15 protein-coding genes and 1 pseudogene are annotated in these 16,251 nt (G+C 73.3%); 10 read left to right on the forward strand and 6 right to left on the reverse strand.

Annotated elements, in window-relative coordinates:
- Positions 1-40: 40 nt before the first annotated feature.
- The 4 genes and pseudogenes from ACIQPR_RS07025 to ACIQPR_RS07040 form a co-directional block, all read left to right on the forward strand.
- On the forward strand, positions 41-439 hold the full coding sequence (locus ACIQPR_RS07025; protein WP_019073017.1) for a 6-carboxytetrahydropterin synthase: 399 nt from the start codon (positions 41-43) through the stop codon (positions 437-439).
- A complete protein-coding gene (locus tag ACIQPR_RS07030; RefSeq protein WP_403643186.1) occupies positions 436-1,620 on the forward strand; it encodes a glycosyltransferase family 4 protein in 1,185 nt (394 codons plus the stop codon). Before ACIQPR_RS07025 ends, ACIQPR_RS07030 begins: the two co-directional genes overlap by 4 nt.
- Complete coding sequence (locus ACIQPR_RS07035; RefSeq protein ID WP_403643189.1) at positions 1,617-2,693, forward strand: trans-aconitate methyltransferase; 1,077 nt, start codon at positions 1,617-1,619, stop codon at positions 2,691-2,693. The genes ACIQPR_RS07030 and ACIQPR_RS07035 overlap by 4 nt, the downstream gene beginning before the upstream one ends.
- Positions 2,694-2,704: 11 nt before the next feature.
- Positions 2,705-3,814: pseudogene (locus ACIQPR_RS07040) on the forward strand (YbhN family protein); the annotation flags it as partial.
- 101 nt (positions 3,815-3,915) lie between these two features.
- Here the strand turns inward: ACIQPR_RS07040 and ACIQPR_RS07045 are convergent.
- Entirely contained in the window at positions 3,916-4,671 is a 756-nt protein-coding gene (locus tag ACIQPR_RS07045; protein ID WP_403643192.1) for a creatininase family protein, read from the reverse strand.
- A 38-nt stretch (positions 4,672-4,709) separates the two neighbouring features.
- Here ACIQPR_RS07045 and ribA point away from each other — a divergent pair, with 38 nt between their 5' ends.
- From ribA to ACIQPR_RS07070, 5 genes are read left to right on the forward strand one after another with little or no spacing between them, the layout of a single operon-like run.
- Positions 4,710-5,372 carry a GTP cyclohydrolase II gene (ribA, locus tag ACIQPR_RS07050; protein ID WP_403643195.1) on the forward strand — a complete coding sequence of 221 codons (663 nt, stop codon included), beginning with the start codon at positions 4,710-4,712 and terminating at the stop codon, positions 5,370-5,372.
- A 33-nt stretch (positions 5,373-5,405) separates the two neighbouring features.
- Positions 5,406-6,377, forward strand: coding sequence for an ornithine cyclodeaminase family protein (locus ACIQPR_RS07055; protein ID WP_403643198.1), 972 nt, complete (start codon positions 5,406-5,408; stop codon positions 6,375-6,377).
- Entirely contained in the window at positions 6,374-7,519 is a 1,146-nt protein-coding gene (locus tag ACIQPR_RS07060) for an NAD(P)/FAD-dependent oxidoreductase (protein WP_403643201.1), read from the forward strand. The genes ACIQPR_RS07055 and ACIQPR_RS07060 overlap by 4 nt, the downstream gene beginning before the upstream one ends.
- The gene (locus ACIQPR_RS07065; RefSeq protein WP_403643204.1) at positions 7,516-8,583 is read left to right on the forward strand and encodes a saccharopine dehydrogenase; all 1,068 of its coding nucleotides are present in this window, start codon (positions 7,516-7,518) and stop codon (positions 8,581-8,583) included. Before ACIQPR_RS07060 ends, ACIQPR_RS07065 begins: the two co-directional genes overlap by 4 nt.
- A complete protein-coding gene (locus tag ACIQPR_RS07070; protein WP_403643207.1) occupies positions 8,576-9,730 on the forward strand; it encodes a saccharopine dehydrogenase family protein in 1,155 nt (384 codons plus the stop codon). The genes ACIQPR_RS07065 and ACIQPR_RS07070 overlap by 8 nt, the downstream gene beginning before the upstream one ends.
- A 38-nt stretch (positions 9,731-9,768) precedes the next feature.
- On the opposite strand, the gene ACIQPR_RS07075 is transcribed toward ACIQPR_RS07070, so the two are convergent.
- From ACIQPR_RS07075 to ACIQPR_RS07085, 3 genes are all read right to left on the reverse strand, one after another.
- Positions 9,769-10,998 (reverse strand): serine hydrolase domain-containing protein, encoded by a 1,230-nt coding sequence (locus ACIQPR_RS07075; protein ID WP_403643209.1) that lies wholly within the window; start codon positions 10,996-10,998, stop codon positions 9,769-9,771.
- 65 nt (positions 10,999-11,063) lie between these two features.
- Positions 11,064-12,422, reverse strand: a complete 1,359-nt coding sequence (locus ACIQPR_RS07080) for an MFS transporter (protein ID WP_403643212.1) — start codon at positions 12,420-12,422, stop codon at positions 11,064-11,066.
- Positions 12,419-13,003: a TetR/AcrR family transcriptional regulator gene (locus tag ACIQPR_RS07085; protein WP_403643215.1), complete on the reverse strand. Its 585-nt coding sequence runs from the start codon at positions 13,001-13,003 to the stop codon at positions 12,419-12,421. The genes ACIQPR_RS07080 and ACIQPR_RS07085 overlap by 4 nt, the downstream gene beginning before the upstream one ends.
- Before the next feature lie 75 nt (positions 13,004-13,078).
- On the opposite strand from ACIQPR_RS07085, the gene ACIQPR_RS07090 reads away from it, so the two are divergent.
- Positions 13,079-13,534, forward strand: a complete 456-nt coding sequence (locus tag ACIQPR_RS07090) for a PPOX class F420-dependent oxidoreductase (protein ID WP_403644730.1) — start codon at positions 13,079-13,081, stop codon at positions 13,532-13,534.
- Positions 13,535-14,036: 502 nt separating this feature from the next.
- On the opposite strand, the gene ACIQPR_RS07095 is transcribed toward ACIQPR_RS07090, so the two are convergent.
- Both ACIQPR_RS07095 and ACIQPR_RS07100 read right to left on the reverse strand, forming a co-directional pair.
- The gene (locus tag ACIQPR_RS07095; protein ID WP_403643218.1) at positions 14,037-15,377 is read right to left on the reverse strand and encodes an MFS transporter; all 1,341 of its coding nucleotides are present in this window, start codon (positions 15,375-15,377) and stop codon (positions 14,037-14,039) included.
- 207 nt (positions 15,378-15,584) lie between these two features.
- Complete coding sequence (locus ACIQPR_RS07100) at positions 15,585-16,250, reverse strand: TetR/AcrR family transcriptional regulator (RefSeq protein WP_403643221.1); 666 nt, start codon at positions 16,248-16,250, stop codon at positions 15,585-15,587.
- Between the last annotated feature and the right edge of the window lies 1 nt (position 16,251).

The following is a 16,251-nucleotide window of genomic DNA, read 5'->3' on the forward strand; positions in this document are numbered from 1 at the left end:
AGCCGGGGGACCAGACGCGCCGCACCTGGAGGGTCGTCCGTTGTTCAGCATCACCGTCCGCGATCACATCATGATCGCCCACAGCTTCCACGGCGAAGTGTTCGGACCCGCGCAGCGCCTGCACGGAGCCACGTTCCTGGTGGACGCCACCTTCCGGCGCGCAGAGCTGGACGACGACAACATCGTCGTCGACATCGGACTGGCCACCCAGGAACTGGGCGCAGTCGTCAGCGAGTTGAACTACAGAAACCTGGACAACGAACCCGATTTCGCCGGGGTCAACACCTCCACCGAGTTCCTCGCGAAGGTCATCGCCGACCGGCTCGCCGAGCGGATCGAGAAGGGCGCGCTGGGCGAGGGCGCCCGCGGCCTGGCCGCACTCCAGGTCACCCTGCACGAGTCGCACGTCGCCTGGGCGAGTTACGAGCGTGCCCTGTGAACGACACGACCATCGACCGCGCCCCCTCGCTGGGATTCCTGCCCGCACAGCGCGCGGCCTCCCGGAATGCCGAGCTGCTCCCCATGTCCCTGCGCACCGTGCACTTCGTCCTGCCCGGCGGCGTCGACGACCCGGCCGCGCCCAGCGGCGGCAACGCCTACGACCGGCGGGTCAGCCTCGACCTCCCCGGCTTCGGCTGGCAGGTCCACCAGCACGCCGTGGACGGCACATGGCCCCGGCCCGGTGCCGCCGCCCGCGCTGAACTCGCCCGGGTGCTGCGCGAGTTGCCCGACGGCGCCGCCGTACTCCTGGACGGACTGGTGGCCTGCGGCGTCCCCGAGATCATCGTCCCGGAGGCCGACCGGCTCGGCCTCGCGGTCCTCGTCCACCTCCCGCTCGGCGACGAGACCGGCCTCGAAGCCGCCGTCGCCGCCGAACTCGACGCCAAGGAACGCACGGTGCTGCGGGCGGTGTCCGCGGTCGTCGCCACCAGCGACTGGGCGGTCCGCCGCCTCGTCTCCCACCACGGCCTGGCCCCCGAGCGGGTCCATGTCGCCACCCCCGGCGCCGACATCGCGCCCCTCGCCTCCGGCACCGACGGCGTCTCCCGCCTCCTGTGCGTCGCCGCCGTCACCCCGCGCAAGGGCCAGCACCGGCTGATCGAGGCCCTGGCCGCCGCGGCCGACCTGCCCTGGACCTGCACCTGCGTCGGCGGCCTCGGCCACGACCCCGAGTACGTCGCCCACCTGCGCGGCCTGATCAGGCAGTACGGCCTCCAGGACCGGCTGCACCTCGCCGGCCCGCAGGCCGGCGCCCAGCTCGACGCCAGCTACGCCGCCGCCGACCTCATGGTCCTCATGTCGTACGCCGAGACCTACGGCATGGCCGTCACCGAGGCCCTCGCGCGAGGCATCCCCGTGCTGGCCACGGACGTCGGCGGACTGCCCGAGGCGGTCGGCCGCGCCCCCGACGGCGGGGTGCCCGGCATCCTCGTCCCGCCGGAGGACCCCGCCGCCCTCGCCGCCGAACTGCGCGGCTGGTTCGGCGAGGCCGACGTACGCCGGCGCCTGAAGGCCGCGGCCCGCGGCCGACGCGCGGCGCTCGACGGGTGGGCCACCACCGCCCGCAGTCTCGCCGGTGTCCTCACCCGGCTCCCCAGCGAACCCCGGAGGGCGGCATGAGGAAGACGGCGACCACCCCGCCGGCCACCGGACAGGGCATCCCGGCCCAGCCGGGCCCCCGGGGCGTACCGCTGGGGATGCTCGTGCCCCCGGCGCAGACCGCAGTGGAGGACGCGATGGCGGCAACCGTCCCGGCGGACACCGGCGAACAGGCCGGACACGGCGCCGTGATCCCCGGCGCCGGACCCGCGACCCGCCCCGGCGAACGCGCCACCGTACGGCTGCGGGACGTCGGACCCGACGACCCGCCGCGCTACGCGCCCGAGTGGCTGGAGCTGCGCGAGGGCGCCGACGCCGTCGCCCGGGCCCCCGAACTCCTCGACCCGCTGCGCATCCGGCTCGCCAACCTGCCCGGCCGCTCCGGGGTCGTCATCCACGACCTGGGCTGCGGCACCGGCTCGATGGGCCGCTGGCTCGCCCCCCGCCTGGACGGCGCCCAGCACTGGATCCTGCACGACCGCGACCCCTACCTCCTGCACTTCGCCGCCGTCGCCTCCCCGCGCGCCGCCGCCGACGGCAGCCGCGTCACGGTCGAGACCCGGCGCGGCGACGTGGCCCGGCTGACCCCGGACGCGCTGGTCGGCGCCTCCCTGGTGACCGCCTCCGCGCTCCTGGACGTGCTCACCCGCGAGGAGGTCGACGCGCTCGTCGCCGCCTGCGTCGGCGCCGGCTGCCCCGCCCTGCTGACCCTCTCGGTCGCCGGCCGGGTCGAACTGACCCCGGCCGACCCGCTGGACGCCGAGATCGCCGACGCGTTCAACGCCCACCAGCGGCGCGACGGACTCCTCGGCCCCGACGCCGTCACCGTGACCTGCGAGGCCTTCGCCGCGCACGGCGCCACGGTCCGCGTCCACCCGAGCGCCTGGCACCTGGGCCCCGACGACCTCGCGCTGACCGCCGAGTGGCTGCGCGGCTGGGTCGGCGCGGCCGTCGAGGAACGCCCGGAACTGAAGGAACGCGCCGACCGCTATCTGCGCGAACGTCTCGCCGCCTGCGCGGCGGGGGAGTTGACCGTGCTGGTCCACCACAGCGATCTGCTGGCGCTGGCCCGGCCGACAGGGGGAACATCATGAGCGTCGAGACGATGCGGACGGTCGCACCGCGACCGGGCACCACCAGGCGCCGGGTACGCGTCGAGCGGAGCGCGCCGGTCGCACTCCAACTGCGCGACCGGGGCACCGTCGAGGAGGTGCGCAGGCGGCCCGCGCACACCCCGCCGCTGCACCGCGCGGCCGTCTCCGGCGACCGTATCGGAGTGATCGTCGCCGCCCCCCGGCCCGGCACCGACCGCGCCTCCGGCGCCCGCCGGGTGCTGCGCGCGATCCTGACCCGGGTGAACTCCCGCGCGGTACGCACCCACTTCGGCTCCGTCGCCGGTCTCACCATCCTCGGCGTCCTGCTGTGGCGCCTGGGCACCGGCGTCTTCCTGGACGGCCTGCGTCGCATCGACGCGCCGACCCTGCTGATCGGCCTCGCCATCGGGGGCGTCACCACCGTGTTCAGCGCCTGGCGCTGGGCCCTGGTGGCGCGCGGACTGCGCATCAGGCTCCCGCTGGGCCCGGCCGTCGCCGACTACTACCGCGCCCTGTTCCTCAACGCGGCCCTGCCCGGCGGCATCCTCGGCGACGTGCACCGCGCGGTACGCCACGGACAGAGCGCCGGCGACATGGGCCGCGCCGTCCGCGCCGTCGTCCTCGAACGCGTCGCGGGTCAACTCGCGCTCGCCGTCGTGGGAGTGACCGTCCTGCTCGGCCTGGACTCCCCGGTGATGGCCGACGCCCGCAGCATCGCCCCGCTCGTCCTGCTCGGCGCCGTCGGCGCGTTCGCGGTCGTGGCCGCCCTGCGGATGAACCGCCCGCCCACCGCCACCCGGCGCGGCCGGGCCCTGCGCACCACCCTCGACGAGGTACGCGCCGGACTCTTCTCCCGCGCCAACTGGCCCGGCGTCGCCCTGTCCTCGCTGGTCATCCTGGCCGGCCACCTCGCGATGTTCGTGGTCGCCGCGCACGCCGCCGGATCCGCCGCCACCGTGGGGCAGCTCCTGCCGATCGCGATCCTCGCGCTGGTCGCCATGGGCCTGCCGCTGAACATCGGCGGCTGGGGCCCCCGCGAGGGCGTCACCGCCTGGGCGTTCGGCGCCGCCGGCCTCGGCGCCAGCAGCGGACTGTCCGTCGCCGTCATCTACGGCGTCCTCAGCTTCGCCGCCGCCGCGCCCGGCCTGCTCGTCCTGCTCGCCCGCTGGTACACCGGCCTGCGCACCGCCGGGCCCGCCACCGCGGCGGACCCGGCGCCCGCTCAGGAGTCCGCGGTCAGCACCGAGAAATACGCGCCGAAGGAATCGGCGAGGCTCGCCAGCAGTGCCTTCCCCTTTTCCGCCGAGCCGAGGGACGGGCGCCCGATGACGCCCGACTCGGTATAGCCGGCCATACCGAGCGTCAGGAGATGGCGACGGTCGTCGGCGACGAAATCGGAGGTCTCATAACCGGGACGGATCAATTCGGGATGAGCGTGCAGAAGAATGGAGGTCTCGATTTCCCCCGCGTGCATATCGGTGAGCAGCGAGGTCAGCACCCCGGCCCGCTCCCGCGCCGTCTCCCAGTCCTCGGCGGCCGGGAACAGCGCCATCCGCTCACCGCGCGCGGAGGACTCCTGAACGACGTTGCCCAGTACGTAGTTTCCGCCGTGTCCGTTGACCACCACCAGGGTCTCGACCCCCGAGCGGCGGAGCGAGTCCGCGATGTCCCGCACCACCGCATGAAGGGTCACGGAAGAGATGCTGACGGTCCCCGGCCAGGCCGCGTGCTCCTGCGAGCAGGCGATCGTCACCGGCGGCAGCAGGTGCACCGGGTACGCCCCGGCGATCTCCCGGGCCACCGCACAGGCGACGAGGGTGTCGGTCGCCAGCGGAAGATACGGTCCGTGCTGCTCGAAACTGCCGACCGGAAGGACGGCGACCTGTGACGGGACACCTGCCCCCCGGGCCCGTACGTCCTCCGTGGTGTCCGCCGGCACCAGTCCGTATGCCGCCGTCCGTGAGCCCGAACCATTCATTGTTTCACGGCCTTTCGTCTCTGCTTAGGAACCAGATCATGACAGAAAACATTGGCGTACTCGGCAAGCAGAAGTCCGCGCAGCCCAGGGGCGCGGAACGTGTCGTGAATGCTCCGTTGCCCACTGTGTACGGCAAATTCCAGGCGGTCGGTTACCTGGACCACGACCGCGGTGACGAGCAAGTGGCCCTGGTCTACGGCGACATCGGCACGGACGACGTACTGACCCGGCTGCACTCGGAGTGCCTGACGGGCGACGCCTTCGGCTCGCAGCACTGCGAGTGCGGCGACCAGCTGGACGCCGCGATGCGGGCCGTGGTCGCCGAAGGCCGGGGCATCGTCGTCTACTTGAGGGGCCACGAGGGCCGCGGCATAGGCCTGCTGGCCAAGCTGCGCGCGATGGCGCTCCAGGCGGAGGGCCTGGACACCGTCGAGGCGAACCTCGCCCTCGGCCTGCCCGTCGACGCCCGCGACTACGGCGTGGCCGCCGAGATCCTGCACGACCTGGGGGTGTCGAGCGTCCGCCTGCTCTCCAACAACCCGCGCAAACGCGAGGCGTTGCTCGAACACGGCATCAAAGTCTCCGAAGAGGTACCGCTGTTGATCCCGCCCTGCGAGAACAACATCACCTACCTGCGCACCAAGCGGGAGCGCCTGGACCACCACCTGCCCCATCTGGACGCGGTGGCGCACTGGTCCTGATTCCGGTGGGCGGAGTCCGGACAGGAAGAGGGAATGACCGACGACGTCCTCTTCCTCTCCGGCGACCGGGTCACGCGCCTGCTCGACCCCGACGCGGCCATCGCCTCGCAGCGCGCGGCCTTCACCGCGCTCGGCGAGCGCACCGCCGACCTGCCCGGCAAGATCATGCACCCGAGCCGCTTCGACGACAGCGTTGTCTTCGCCTACGTCTCCCGGCTGTCGGCGGACACCGGGGCGGTGGCGAAGTTCGGCAGCGTCAACCCCGCCAACGCGCGCGCCGGACTGCCCACCGTGCACGCGGTGATCAGCGCCCTGGACCCGCACACCGGGCGGCTGGTCGCGGTCATGGACGGCACGGCGGTGACGACCCTGCGCACGGCCGCGGGCAGCGCGCTGGCCGTCGACGCCCTGGCCAACCCCGACGCCGCGCACCTCGCGGTCCTCGGCTCCGGCACCCAGGCCCTGGCCCACGTCCGCGCCATCGCCCAGGTCCGCGACCTGGCGGCCGTACGACTGTGGAGCCCGGACCCCGCACGACGCACCCGCGCCGCCGCCACCCTGGACGCCGAACTGCCCTTCCCCGTCGAGGCGGTGGACAGCGCACACCGGGCCGTCACCGACGCGTCCCTCGTCGCCACCTGCACACTCAGCACCACCCCCGTGGTGCGCGGCGCATGGCTCGCGCCCGGCTGCACGGTCGTCAGTGTGGGCTCCTTCGAACTCACCCGCCGCGAGGCCGACCCCGAGGTCCTGCGGCGGGCGGCGGCCGTCGTGGTCGACGACCCGGAGACCGCCGCCGCCCACGCCGGGCCGATCGTCGACGCCCTGCGCGACCGCACGCTCGCCCCCGACGACCTCATCCCGCTCGGCGCCGTCCTCACCGGCCGCCGCAGCGCCCGTACCGGCCCGGACGACATCGTCCACTACAACAGCGTCGGACTCGGCATCCAGGACGCCGCGGCGGCCTGGGCCGTGGTCCGCGCGGCACAGAAGGAGCGCCCGTGAAGCGTCAGGCTGAGGTCGTCGTCATCGGCGGCGGGGTCATCGGCACCAGCATCGCCTACCACCTGGCCCGCGCCGGCGTCAGAGACGTCGTCCTGGTCGAACGGGACGAACTCGCCGCCGGTTCCACCTCGAAGGCGGCCGGCGGGGTACGGGCCCAGTTCTCCGACGAGCTCAACGTGCAGCTCGGCGCCCGCAGCCTGGAGGCCTTCGACCGCTTCGAGGAGGACACCGGGCACGACATCGGGTTACACCGCGTCGGCTATCTGTTCCTGCTGTCGCGGCCCGAGGACGTCACCTCCTTCGAGGCGGGCGTCCGGCTCCAGAACTCCCTCGGCGTGCCCAGCCGGCTGATCGACCCGGCCGAGGCCCGCCGCCTCTCCCCGCTGATCGACACCGAGGGCCTCATCGCCGCCGCCTACTCGCCCGACGACGGCCACTGCACCCCCGAGGCCGTCGTGCACGGCTACGCCTCCGCCGCCCGCGCCCACGGCGCGACGATCATGCGGCACACCGACGTCACCGGCATCGAGACGTACGGCGACCGGATCACCGCCGTGCTCACGACCCTCGGCCGCCTCGACACGGACACCGTGATCTGCGCGGCCGGCGCCTGGTCCCGGGGCATCGGCGCGATGGCCGGCGTGGACCTCCCCGTGCAGCCGCTGCGCCGGCAGATCGCCGTCACCGAACCCGTCACCGGCCTCCCGCCCGTGCTCCCCATGACGATCGACTTCACCACGAGCCTCTACTTCCACGCGGAGGGCCCCGGCCTCCTCGTCGGCATGTCCGACCCCGAGGAGCGCCCTGGCTTCGCCACCGACACCCACGACCGCTGGATCCCGCGCCTGGCCGAGGCCATGCGGCGGCGCGCCCCCGGCCTCCTCGACCTGCGCCGCACCGGCGGCTGGGCGGGCCTGTACGAGAACACACCGGACCACAACGCCCTGATCGGCGAGGCGAGTTCGCTCTCCCGCTTCCTGTACGCGACGGGCTTCTCCGGCCACGGTTTCCTCCAGGCGCCGGCCGTCGGCGAGGTTGTCCGCGACCTGTACCTCGGCCACGTACCCTTCGTGGACGTCAGCCCCCTGAGCGCCGGCCGGTTCGCGGCCGACGCCCCGCGTCCGGAGGTCAACCTCGTATGACCGAGCTGCATCTGTGGCTGCGCCACGAGCCCCGCACGACCGAACGCCGCACCCCGGTCGTCCCCGCCGACGCCCGCCGGCTCGTCGAGAGCGGGGTGCGCCTCACGGTCGAGGAGTCCCCGCAGCGGATCTTCCCGATCGAGGAGTACGAGGCGGTCGGCGCCGCGGTGGCCCCCGCGGGTTCCTGGGTGTCGGCGCCGAAGGACACGGTGATCCTGGGACTGAAGGAACTCCCGGACGAACCGGCCCGGTTGACGCACCGTCACATCTTCTTCGGGCACGCCTACAAGGGTCAGCCGGGCGCGCGGGAGCTGCTGCGCCGCTTCGGCGCCGGGGGCGGGGCGCTGCTCGACCTCGAATACCTGGTGGACGACACCGGCCGCCGCCTGGCCGCGTTCGGCTTCTGGGCCGGCTATCTCGGCGCGGCCCTCGCCGTCCTCCAGCACCGGAACCGCCTGACCGCGCCGCTCACGCCCACCTCGAAGGAGGAACTGGACGACAGGCTCCGACCCGCCCCGGGCGACGAGGAGTTCGGCGCGCTGGTGATCGGCGCGCTCGGCCGCAGCGGACGCGGGGCGCGGGCCGCGTTCGCCGCGGCCGGGATCGAGCCGACCGGTTGGGACCTCGCGGAGACCCACGACCTGGACCGTCCCGCCCTGTTGGCGCACGACGTCCTCGTCAACTGTGTCCTGGCGACCACCCCCGTCCCGCCCTTCGTCCGCCCGCGCGACCTCGACGACCCGGCCCGCCGTCTGCGCACCGTCTGCGACGTCACCTGCGACGTCGGCTCCCCCCTCAACGTCCTGCCCGTCTACGACCGCACCACCGAATGGGACGCCCCCGTACGGCGGTTGCACGAACGGCCCCCGCTCGACCTCATCGCCATCGACAACCTGCCGTCCCTGCTGCCCCGGGAGTCCAGCACCGACTTCTCGGCCGCCCTGCTGCCCCAGCTCCTGGACTTCGGCACCGGCGGCGCCTGGGGGCGCTGCCTCGACCTGTTCCGCACGAAGACCCGGGAACTCGGCATCGCCGTACCGGAAGGGGAGTTGGGCCATGTCTGAGGTGGTTCGCGCGAGCGGCACCGTGCACTGGATCGGTGCCGGGCTGTCCACGGGCAGCGGACTGGCCCGGCTGTGCGAGAAGGCCGCCCGGGTCCGGCTGTGGCACCGCACCGAGGAGCGGGCGGCGCGGGCCCTGGACCGGCTGGGGCTGACCGGCCGTGCCGAGCCGCGCGCCTTCGATCTGGCCGCGCTCGACGCGGAGTTGGTGCCCGGAGACGTCGTCGTCTCCATGCTGCCCGCGCCCGGACACGCGGACCTGCTGGCCGTCTGCGTCCGGCGGCGGGCCCACTTCGCCTGCTCCAGCTATGTCTCGGACGCCGTTCTGGAACAGGTGCCGGCGGCCGAGGCGGCGGGCGTCGTGGTCCTCACCGAGGCCGGACTCGACCCCGGCATCGACCACCTCTTCGCGCACAGCCTGGTCGCCCGCGCACAGGAGGCGATCGGCGCGGACACGGCGGCCGACCACCGCTTCACGTCGTACTGCGGGGGTGTCCCCGCGGTGCCCAACGACTTCCGCTACCGCTTCAGTTGGGCACCCGCCGGAGTCCTGGGCGCGCTGCGGTCACCGGCACGCTATCTGGCGGACGGGACGGAGACCGTCGCCGACCGGCCCTGGGAGGTGACCCGGCCGTACGTCCTCGACGGCGAGACCTTCGAGGTCTATCCCAACCGGGACAGCGTGCCGTTCATCGCGCAGTACGGGCTGCCCGAGGCCTGGCAGGCGCACACGTTCGTGCGGGGCACGCTGCGGCTGGAGGGCTGGCTGCGGGCCTGGGAGCCGGTGTTCGAGGAGCTGAAGGCGGGCGACGACACCCGGATCGCCGCGCTGGCACAGGAGTTGGCGGCCACCTACCCCACCACGGAGGCCGACCACGACCGGGTCGTCCTCGCCGTGTCCCTCGACGTCCGCGCGGCCACCGGCCCCACCTGGTCCGGGAGTTACCTCCTCGACCTGGTGGGCGACGAGGAGGAGAGCGCGATGGCCCGCTGTGTCTCGCGCCCGCTGGCCCTCGCCGTACGGCACATCCTCGCCGACGACCTGCCGTCCGGCCTGAACCGGGCGGCCGAAACGGCGACCCGGTCCCGCGAGTGGCTGAGCGAACTCGCGGGGGAGGGACTGGAGTTCACCCTGCGGGTGGACGAGTGAGCGGGCGGTCGGCGGACCGGTGAGCGGGCGGTCGCGGCTCAGTCCGTGACCGCCTCGTGCACCAGCTGCTTCAGCTCGGACATGATCTTCAGCGAGGACTTCGGCCGGAGCTGGGTCATGAACTGCACGGTCAGGTCCCGGCTCGGGTCCACCCAGAACGTCGTCGTCGCGACCCCGCTCCACCCGAACGTGCCGAGCCCCGCCGGGGCCTGGGTGCGCTCGGGGTCGACGACCACCGAGACACTGAGGCCGAAGCCGATGCCGTCGTTGCCCGGCTCCTGGTGGGCGGGGCTGCCGAAGGCACGCATGTCCACCCCGCCCGGGAGGTGGTTGCTGGCCATCAGGTCGACGGTCTCGGGGGCCAGCAGCCGGACCCCGTCGAGTTCGCCCCGGCGCCGCAGGAACTCCGCGAACCGGTGCACGTCGTAGGGGCTCGCCGCCATCCCGCCGCTGCCCGACAGGAACCGCGGCCGGCCGCCCCGCAGCGGCAGCCCGAGGATCGGCTCGATGCCGCCGCCCTCGGCGTCGCCGTACAACTCGGCGAGCCGGTCGGCCTTTTCGTCCGGGACCTGGAAGCCGGCGTCCGGCATGCCGAGCGGGCGGAAGATCCGTTCGGCGAAGAACTCGTCGAGCCGCTGCCCGGACACCACCTCGACGACCCGGCCCAGCACGTTCGAGGAGACGGAGTAGTTCCACTGGGTGCCCGGCTCGAACTGGAGCGGCAGGCTCGCGTACACCTCGATCGTCTCGGCCAGGTCGGCGCCGGCCGGCACGGACGACTCCAGGCCCGCCTCCCGGTAGAGGGCGTCGACGGGGTGCGAGTGGTAGAAGGCGAAGGTCAGGCCCGAGGTGTGGGTCATCAGATGCCGGATCAGCATCGGCCGCGCGACCGGCCGGGTCTTGAGGTCCGCGCCGGAGCCGCTGTCGTAGACCCGCATGTCGGCGAAGGCCGGGAGGTGGTCGGCGACCGGGTCGTTCAGGGAGAGCTTTCCCTCCTCCATCAGCAGCAGCGCGGCGACGGCGGTGACCGGTTTGGTCATGGAGTAGATCCGGTACAAGGTGTCGGGCGTGACGGGCAGTCGGGCCGCCACGTCGCGGTGCCCGTGGGCGGTGAGGTGGGCGACACGGCCGCCGCGGGCCACGGACACCAGGAAGCCCGGCAGGCGCTCCACGTCGACGTAGTGGGCGAAGTGCTGGTCCAGGCGGTCCAGTGCCTTGTGATCCAGTCCGACCTCGTCCGGGTCGACTTCTTGTCGCAGCTGTGCCATGGCTCTCCTCCGAAGTGCGTTCACGAGGTGGGGTCCCGCATACCCGGCCCCGGACACCTCGGAACTCATCGTCCCGCAGGAACACCTGCGCGGTCTCCAGTAACGGGGGGATGTGTGAGCGACGCGACTGTCCGGGCGGGCAGCGCGCGAGCGGCGAGAGCGCCGGTCAGGGCCACCGCGGCCAGGACACGGAGGGCCGCCGCCGGGCCGCTCGCGGTCAACAGCGCGCTCCCGGCGGCGATCCCGAGCACCGGACCGATGTTCACCGCGGTCTGCTTGAGCCCGCCCGCTACCCCGGCCGACTCCACGGCCGCCGCCCGCACCACCACCTGGGTCGCCGCCACCGTCACCGTCCCGAACCCCGCGCCCAGCAGGGCGAATCCGCCGCACACCGCGACCGTGCCCGAGGCCCCCGACAGCAGCAGGACGCCCAGCGCCACGGCCACCGTCGCCGCCGCGGCGGTGCGACGCGCCCCGGCCCGGCGCAGCAACCACGGGCACACAGGCGCCGCGAGGACCATCGCCGCCGCCAACGGCAGTCCGCGCAAGGCGCTTTGGAAGGGGCTGAGCCCCATCGCGCCCTGGAGGACGCAGGTGACGACGAACAGCGTTCCGCCGAGCGCGGCCGAGACCGCCAGCAGCACGGCGAGCGCGCCGCGGATCGCCGCCGACCGGACGACGTCCGCCGGCAGCAGCGGCTGCGCGGTACGACGCTCATGGCGGACGAAGGCGCAGCCGGCCGGCGCGGACACCGCCAGCCCGGCCGCCGCGCCGCGCGGATCCGCGAGCGCCCGGACGAGCGCGGCCAGGGACAGCGCGAGCAGCAGGGCCCCGGCCAGATCGAACCGCACGTCAGGAGACTTTGGCCGCTGAGGCTCCGGCGCGGTGAGGGCGAGCAGACCGAACACCAGCGAGGGCACGACATGGAGGAAGAACACCGCCCGCCAGCCCACCGCGCTCACCAGCGCCCCGCCCACCAGGGGTCCGGCCGCCGCGGCCACACCGATCACACTCGTGCGTACGGCGATCGGCGTCCCGAGCCGGTCGGGCGGGAACGCGGTCCTCAGCATGCCGAGCGTGGCCGGCTGGAGCAGCGCCCCGAACACCCCCTGCGCGACCCGCAGTCCGATGACCCAGCCGATTCCGGGCGCCAGCCCGACGCCCGCCGAGGCGGCCCCGAAACCGAGCATCCCCAGCGCGAACACCCGCTGATGCCCGTACCGGTCCCCGATCCGCCCGGCCGACACCAGCAGACTCGCCACGGCGACCAGATACGCGGTGCTCGTCCACTGGACCTCGGCGAGCGAGGCCCCCAACTCCCGGCGCAGCGTGGGCTGTACGACGGTGAGCACGGTTCCGTCCAGGGCGACCAGCGCGGCCCCCGCCACACTGCACGCCGACACCAGCCGCCGGTGCCCGGTCACCGGGCGGGCCGCGGACCGAGGTGCGCGTCGAGGACCGACCGCAGCAGGGGCGTGAAGTCGTCGGCACCGGTGGCGAGTTGGAGACTGCCCCAGCGCCAGAGCTGGGCCAGGCCGTGCAGGTTCGCCCACAGCGCGCCCGCGACCCGGCGGGCGTCCACATCGGGACGGGCCCGCCCGACCAGGTCCACCAGCACACCGAACAGCGGCAGGCTGGTCTCCCGCAGCCCCAAGTGCCCGCTCTCCAGCAGATCGTGACGGAACATCAACTCGTACATGCCGGGGTTGTCGAGCGCGAACTCCAGATAGACCCGCCCCAGCGCCGCCACCTGCGCGCGCGGGAGGGCCGTGCCGTCCCCGACCGCGCCCGCCGCCCGCTCGCCCAGGTCGGCGAAGCCGCGCCGCGCGATGGCGGACAGCAGTTCCAGGTGGGTGGGGAAGTGGCGGCGCGGCGCCCCGTGCGAGACCCCCGCCCGCCGGGCGATCTCCCGCAGGGTGAGCGCCCGCACCCCCTCACCGGCCAGCAGCTCGACGCCGACGTCGACGAGCCGGTCCCGCAGTCCCGTTGCCTCCGCATCACTCATGGACACGGTCTACCAGTCGGCCGTAGACAGTGTCTACCCGGGAATGGAGGAGGCGCCCCGCCCGTTGTGCGCGATATGACTCAGGACACGACACAGGACGACACCCCGCTCCTCCGACTGCTGTCCGAGGGCCACGGCGGAGTGCTGGTCACCCTCAAGAGCGACGGCCGGCCCCAGCTCTCGAACGTCAGCCACGCCTACGACCCCGACGAGCGCACCCTCCGCGTCTCGATCACCGACGACCGCGCCAAGACCCGCAACCTGCGCCGCGACCCCCGCGCCTCCTACCACGTGACCAGCGCCGACCGCCGCGCCTACACGGTCGCCGAGGGCGCGGCCGACCTCACCCCGGTGGCGGCCGACCCGCACGACGGCACGGTCGAGGAACTGATCCGCCTCTACCGCGACATCCTCGGCGAGCATCCCGACTGGGACGAGTACCGGGCGGCCATGGTGCGCGACCGGCGACTGGTCCTGCGGCTGCGGGTGGAGCGGGCGTACGGGATCCCCAAGGGCGCCGGCCTCGGGTGATGGATCGTCACCTCCTGCCTCCCACCCGCGCCCGGAGCGGTGACGTAGACGGCGAGGGCGCGGCGCGGATGCCGGGCCGTACCGGAACACCACGTCGGCCAGGGGGAGTTGGTCCCGCTCACGCGTGTCCTCGTGTACTGCCCTAGGACCGGCACCCGGATCCACTCGGCCCCCGTACGCGCCTCGACCACCTCTCGCGCATGTGATCGGGCAACGGCGGTCAGCCCCGGGGCCGCGTGCACCGGCCGCCCCTGAAATCGGCCGGTACACGCGGAGACCCCACCGGGCGGCGCGGGGCCGCAGGGCCTTGTCGGCGCCCCGCGCGCGCAGGTCCACCGGGGTCGGTGCCACCCGGCACCGGCCCCTTCAGCGTCCTACCCCGGTTGGAGTCGTGCCACGTGCCGGCCGGGGGAGCAATGCCGTCGCCGTGCGGCGGCGGTGTCCTTTTCTGCTCGCTCGGGCCGATGTTCTTGCGTGAAACGTCAACTGTCAACGGAGGCGGTCAGGCCGTCACCGTCTCCGGCCGCGCGGTCTCGTGGGGCTCGCGCGCGCCGAGCAGTTCGGTCGGGACCTTGTGGGTCTCGCGGGCCGACAGCGCGGCGACGACCGGCGGGACGCACAGCGCCGCCGTGAACAGGGCCACCGACGACCAGTCCGTACCGTCAGGCCCCGCGATCCGCGCCGCGAACGTGACCGCGAACCCGGCCACCGCGAACCCGATCTGCGTGCCGATGGCCATGCCCGACAGCCGGACCCGGGTCGAGAACATCTCGCCGTAGAAGGCGGGCCACACGCCGTTCGCCGCGCTGTAGACCACGCCGAAGGCGACGATGCCGAGGACCAGGGTGAGGGCGTAGGAGCCGGTCGAGATCGCCCAGAGGTACAGGAACATGGTGAGCGCGCTGCCGATCGCGCCGATCAGATACACCGGGCGGCGGCCGATGCGGTCGGACAGGGCGGCCCACAGGGGGATTGTGCCCAGGGCGACGAGGTTGGCGAGGGCGCCGACCCAGAGCATCGACGTACGGGACATGCCGACCGAGTCGCTGGTCGCGTAGGCCAGCGCCCACACCGTGAAGATCGTGGAGACGGAGGCGATGAGCGCGCCCGCGATCACCCGCAGGACGTCCGCCCAGTGATCGCGCAGCAGCACCACGAGCGGGAGTTTCACGACGCCTTCGGTCGCCGCCTGCTCGGCGAAGGCCGGGGTCTCCTGGAGCCTGCGGCGGATGAACCAGCCGGCCACCGCGACCAGCACGCTCGCCCAGAACGGGACCCGCCAGCCCCACGACAGCAGCTGCTTGTCGGGGAGCTGGGCGACGGCGAGGAACACGAGGGTGGCGATGAGCTGGCCGCCCTGCGTGCCGCTGAGGGTGAAGCTGGTGAAGAAGCCGCGCCGGTCCGACGGCGCGTGCTCCAGCGTCATCGAACTGGCGCTGGCCTGCTCGCCCGCCGCGGAGATCCCCTGGAGGACCCGGCACAGCACGAGCAGGACCGGGGCGAGGGAGCCGACCTGGTCGCGGGTGGGCAGGCAGCCGATGAGGAACGTCGACAGGCCCATCAGCAGCAGCGTGAAGATCATGACCTGCTTGCGGCCGACCCGGTCGCCGAAGTGCCCGAGGAACAGCGCGCCTACCGGGCGGGCCGCGTAGGCGACACCGAAGGTCGCCAGGGAGAGCAGGGTCGCGGTGGCGGGGTCCGAGTCGTCGAAGAAGACCTTGGGGAAGATCAGCGCGGCGGCGCTGCCGTAGATGAAGAAGTCGTAGTACTCCAGGGCGCTGCCGATCCAGGCGGCGGTCGCCGCCTTCTTCGGCTGCCCGACGGCTTTGGCGGGGACGGACACGGCTTGCTCCTTCGGGGAGACTCCACCGTAGGCGGAGGGTGCGGAGGCAGGGGAGACGGAGGGGGTGGGGGGAGGTGGGGGAGGAGACGGGGAGCGGTGAGGGTGAGTGCCGGGTCGCGGCTAATTAACCCACTGGGTAGTTAGTCTCGGTGGGTAGGGATGTTGCGCTCACGTTTCCCGGGTGTCAAGAGGTGCCGCCGGACCGTCTCAGTCCGTCGTGCGCTCCGCCGTCAGATAGGCGATCACCATGTCGCCGAGCATGGTCCGGTAGTGCTCGCGCCGGTCCGGGGCGGTCAGGTCGCGGCCGAACAGGGCGCCGAAGGTGTGCCGGTTGGCGACCCGGAAGAAGCAGAAGGAACTGATCATCGCGTGCAGGTCGACGGCGTCCACGTCCGCCGTGAACAGGCCGGACTCCTGCCCCGACGCCAGGATGCGGCGGATCACGTCGACGGCGGGCGAGCCGATCTTGCCGAGCTTCGCGGAGGCGGCGATGTGCTCGGCGCCGTGGATGTTCTCGATGCTCACCAGGCGGATGAAGTCCGGGTGCTGCTCGTGGTGGTCCAGGGTCAGTTCCGCGAGCCTGCGGATGGCCGCGACCGGGTCCAGGTGCTCGACGTCCAGGCTCTGTTCGGCCTCGCGGATCACGCCGTAGGACCGTTCCAGGACGGCCGTGAAGAGCTGCTCCTTGCCGCCGAAGTAGTAGTAGATCATCCGCTTGGTGGTGCGGGTGCGGGCGGCGATCTCGTCGACGCGGGCGCCGTCGTAGCCGGCCCGCGCGAACTCCTGGGTCGCCACGTCGAGGATCTCGGCCCTGGTGCGGACGGCGTCGCGGATCCGCCCGCCTTGTCGTGCCGGTTCTTCGACGCTGGTCATC

This window comes from Streptomyces sp. NPDC091280, from assembly GCF_044768565.1.
Classification (GTDB): Bacteria; Actinomycetota; Actinomycetes; order Streptomycetales; family Streptomycetaceae; genus Streptomyces.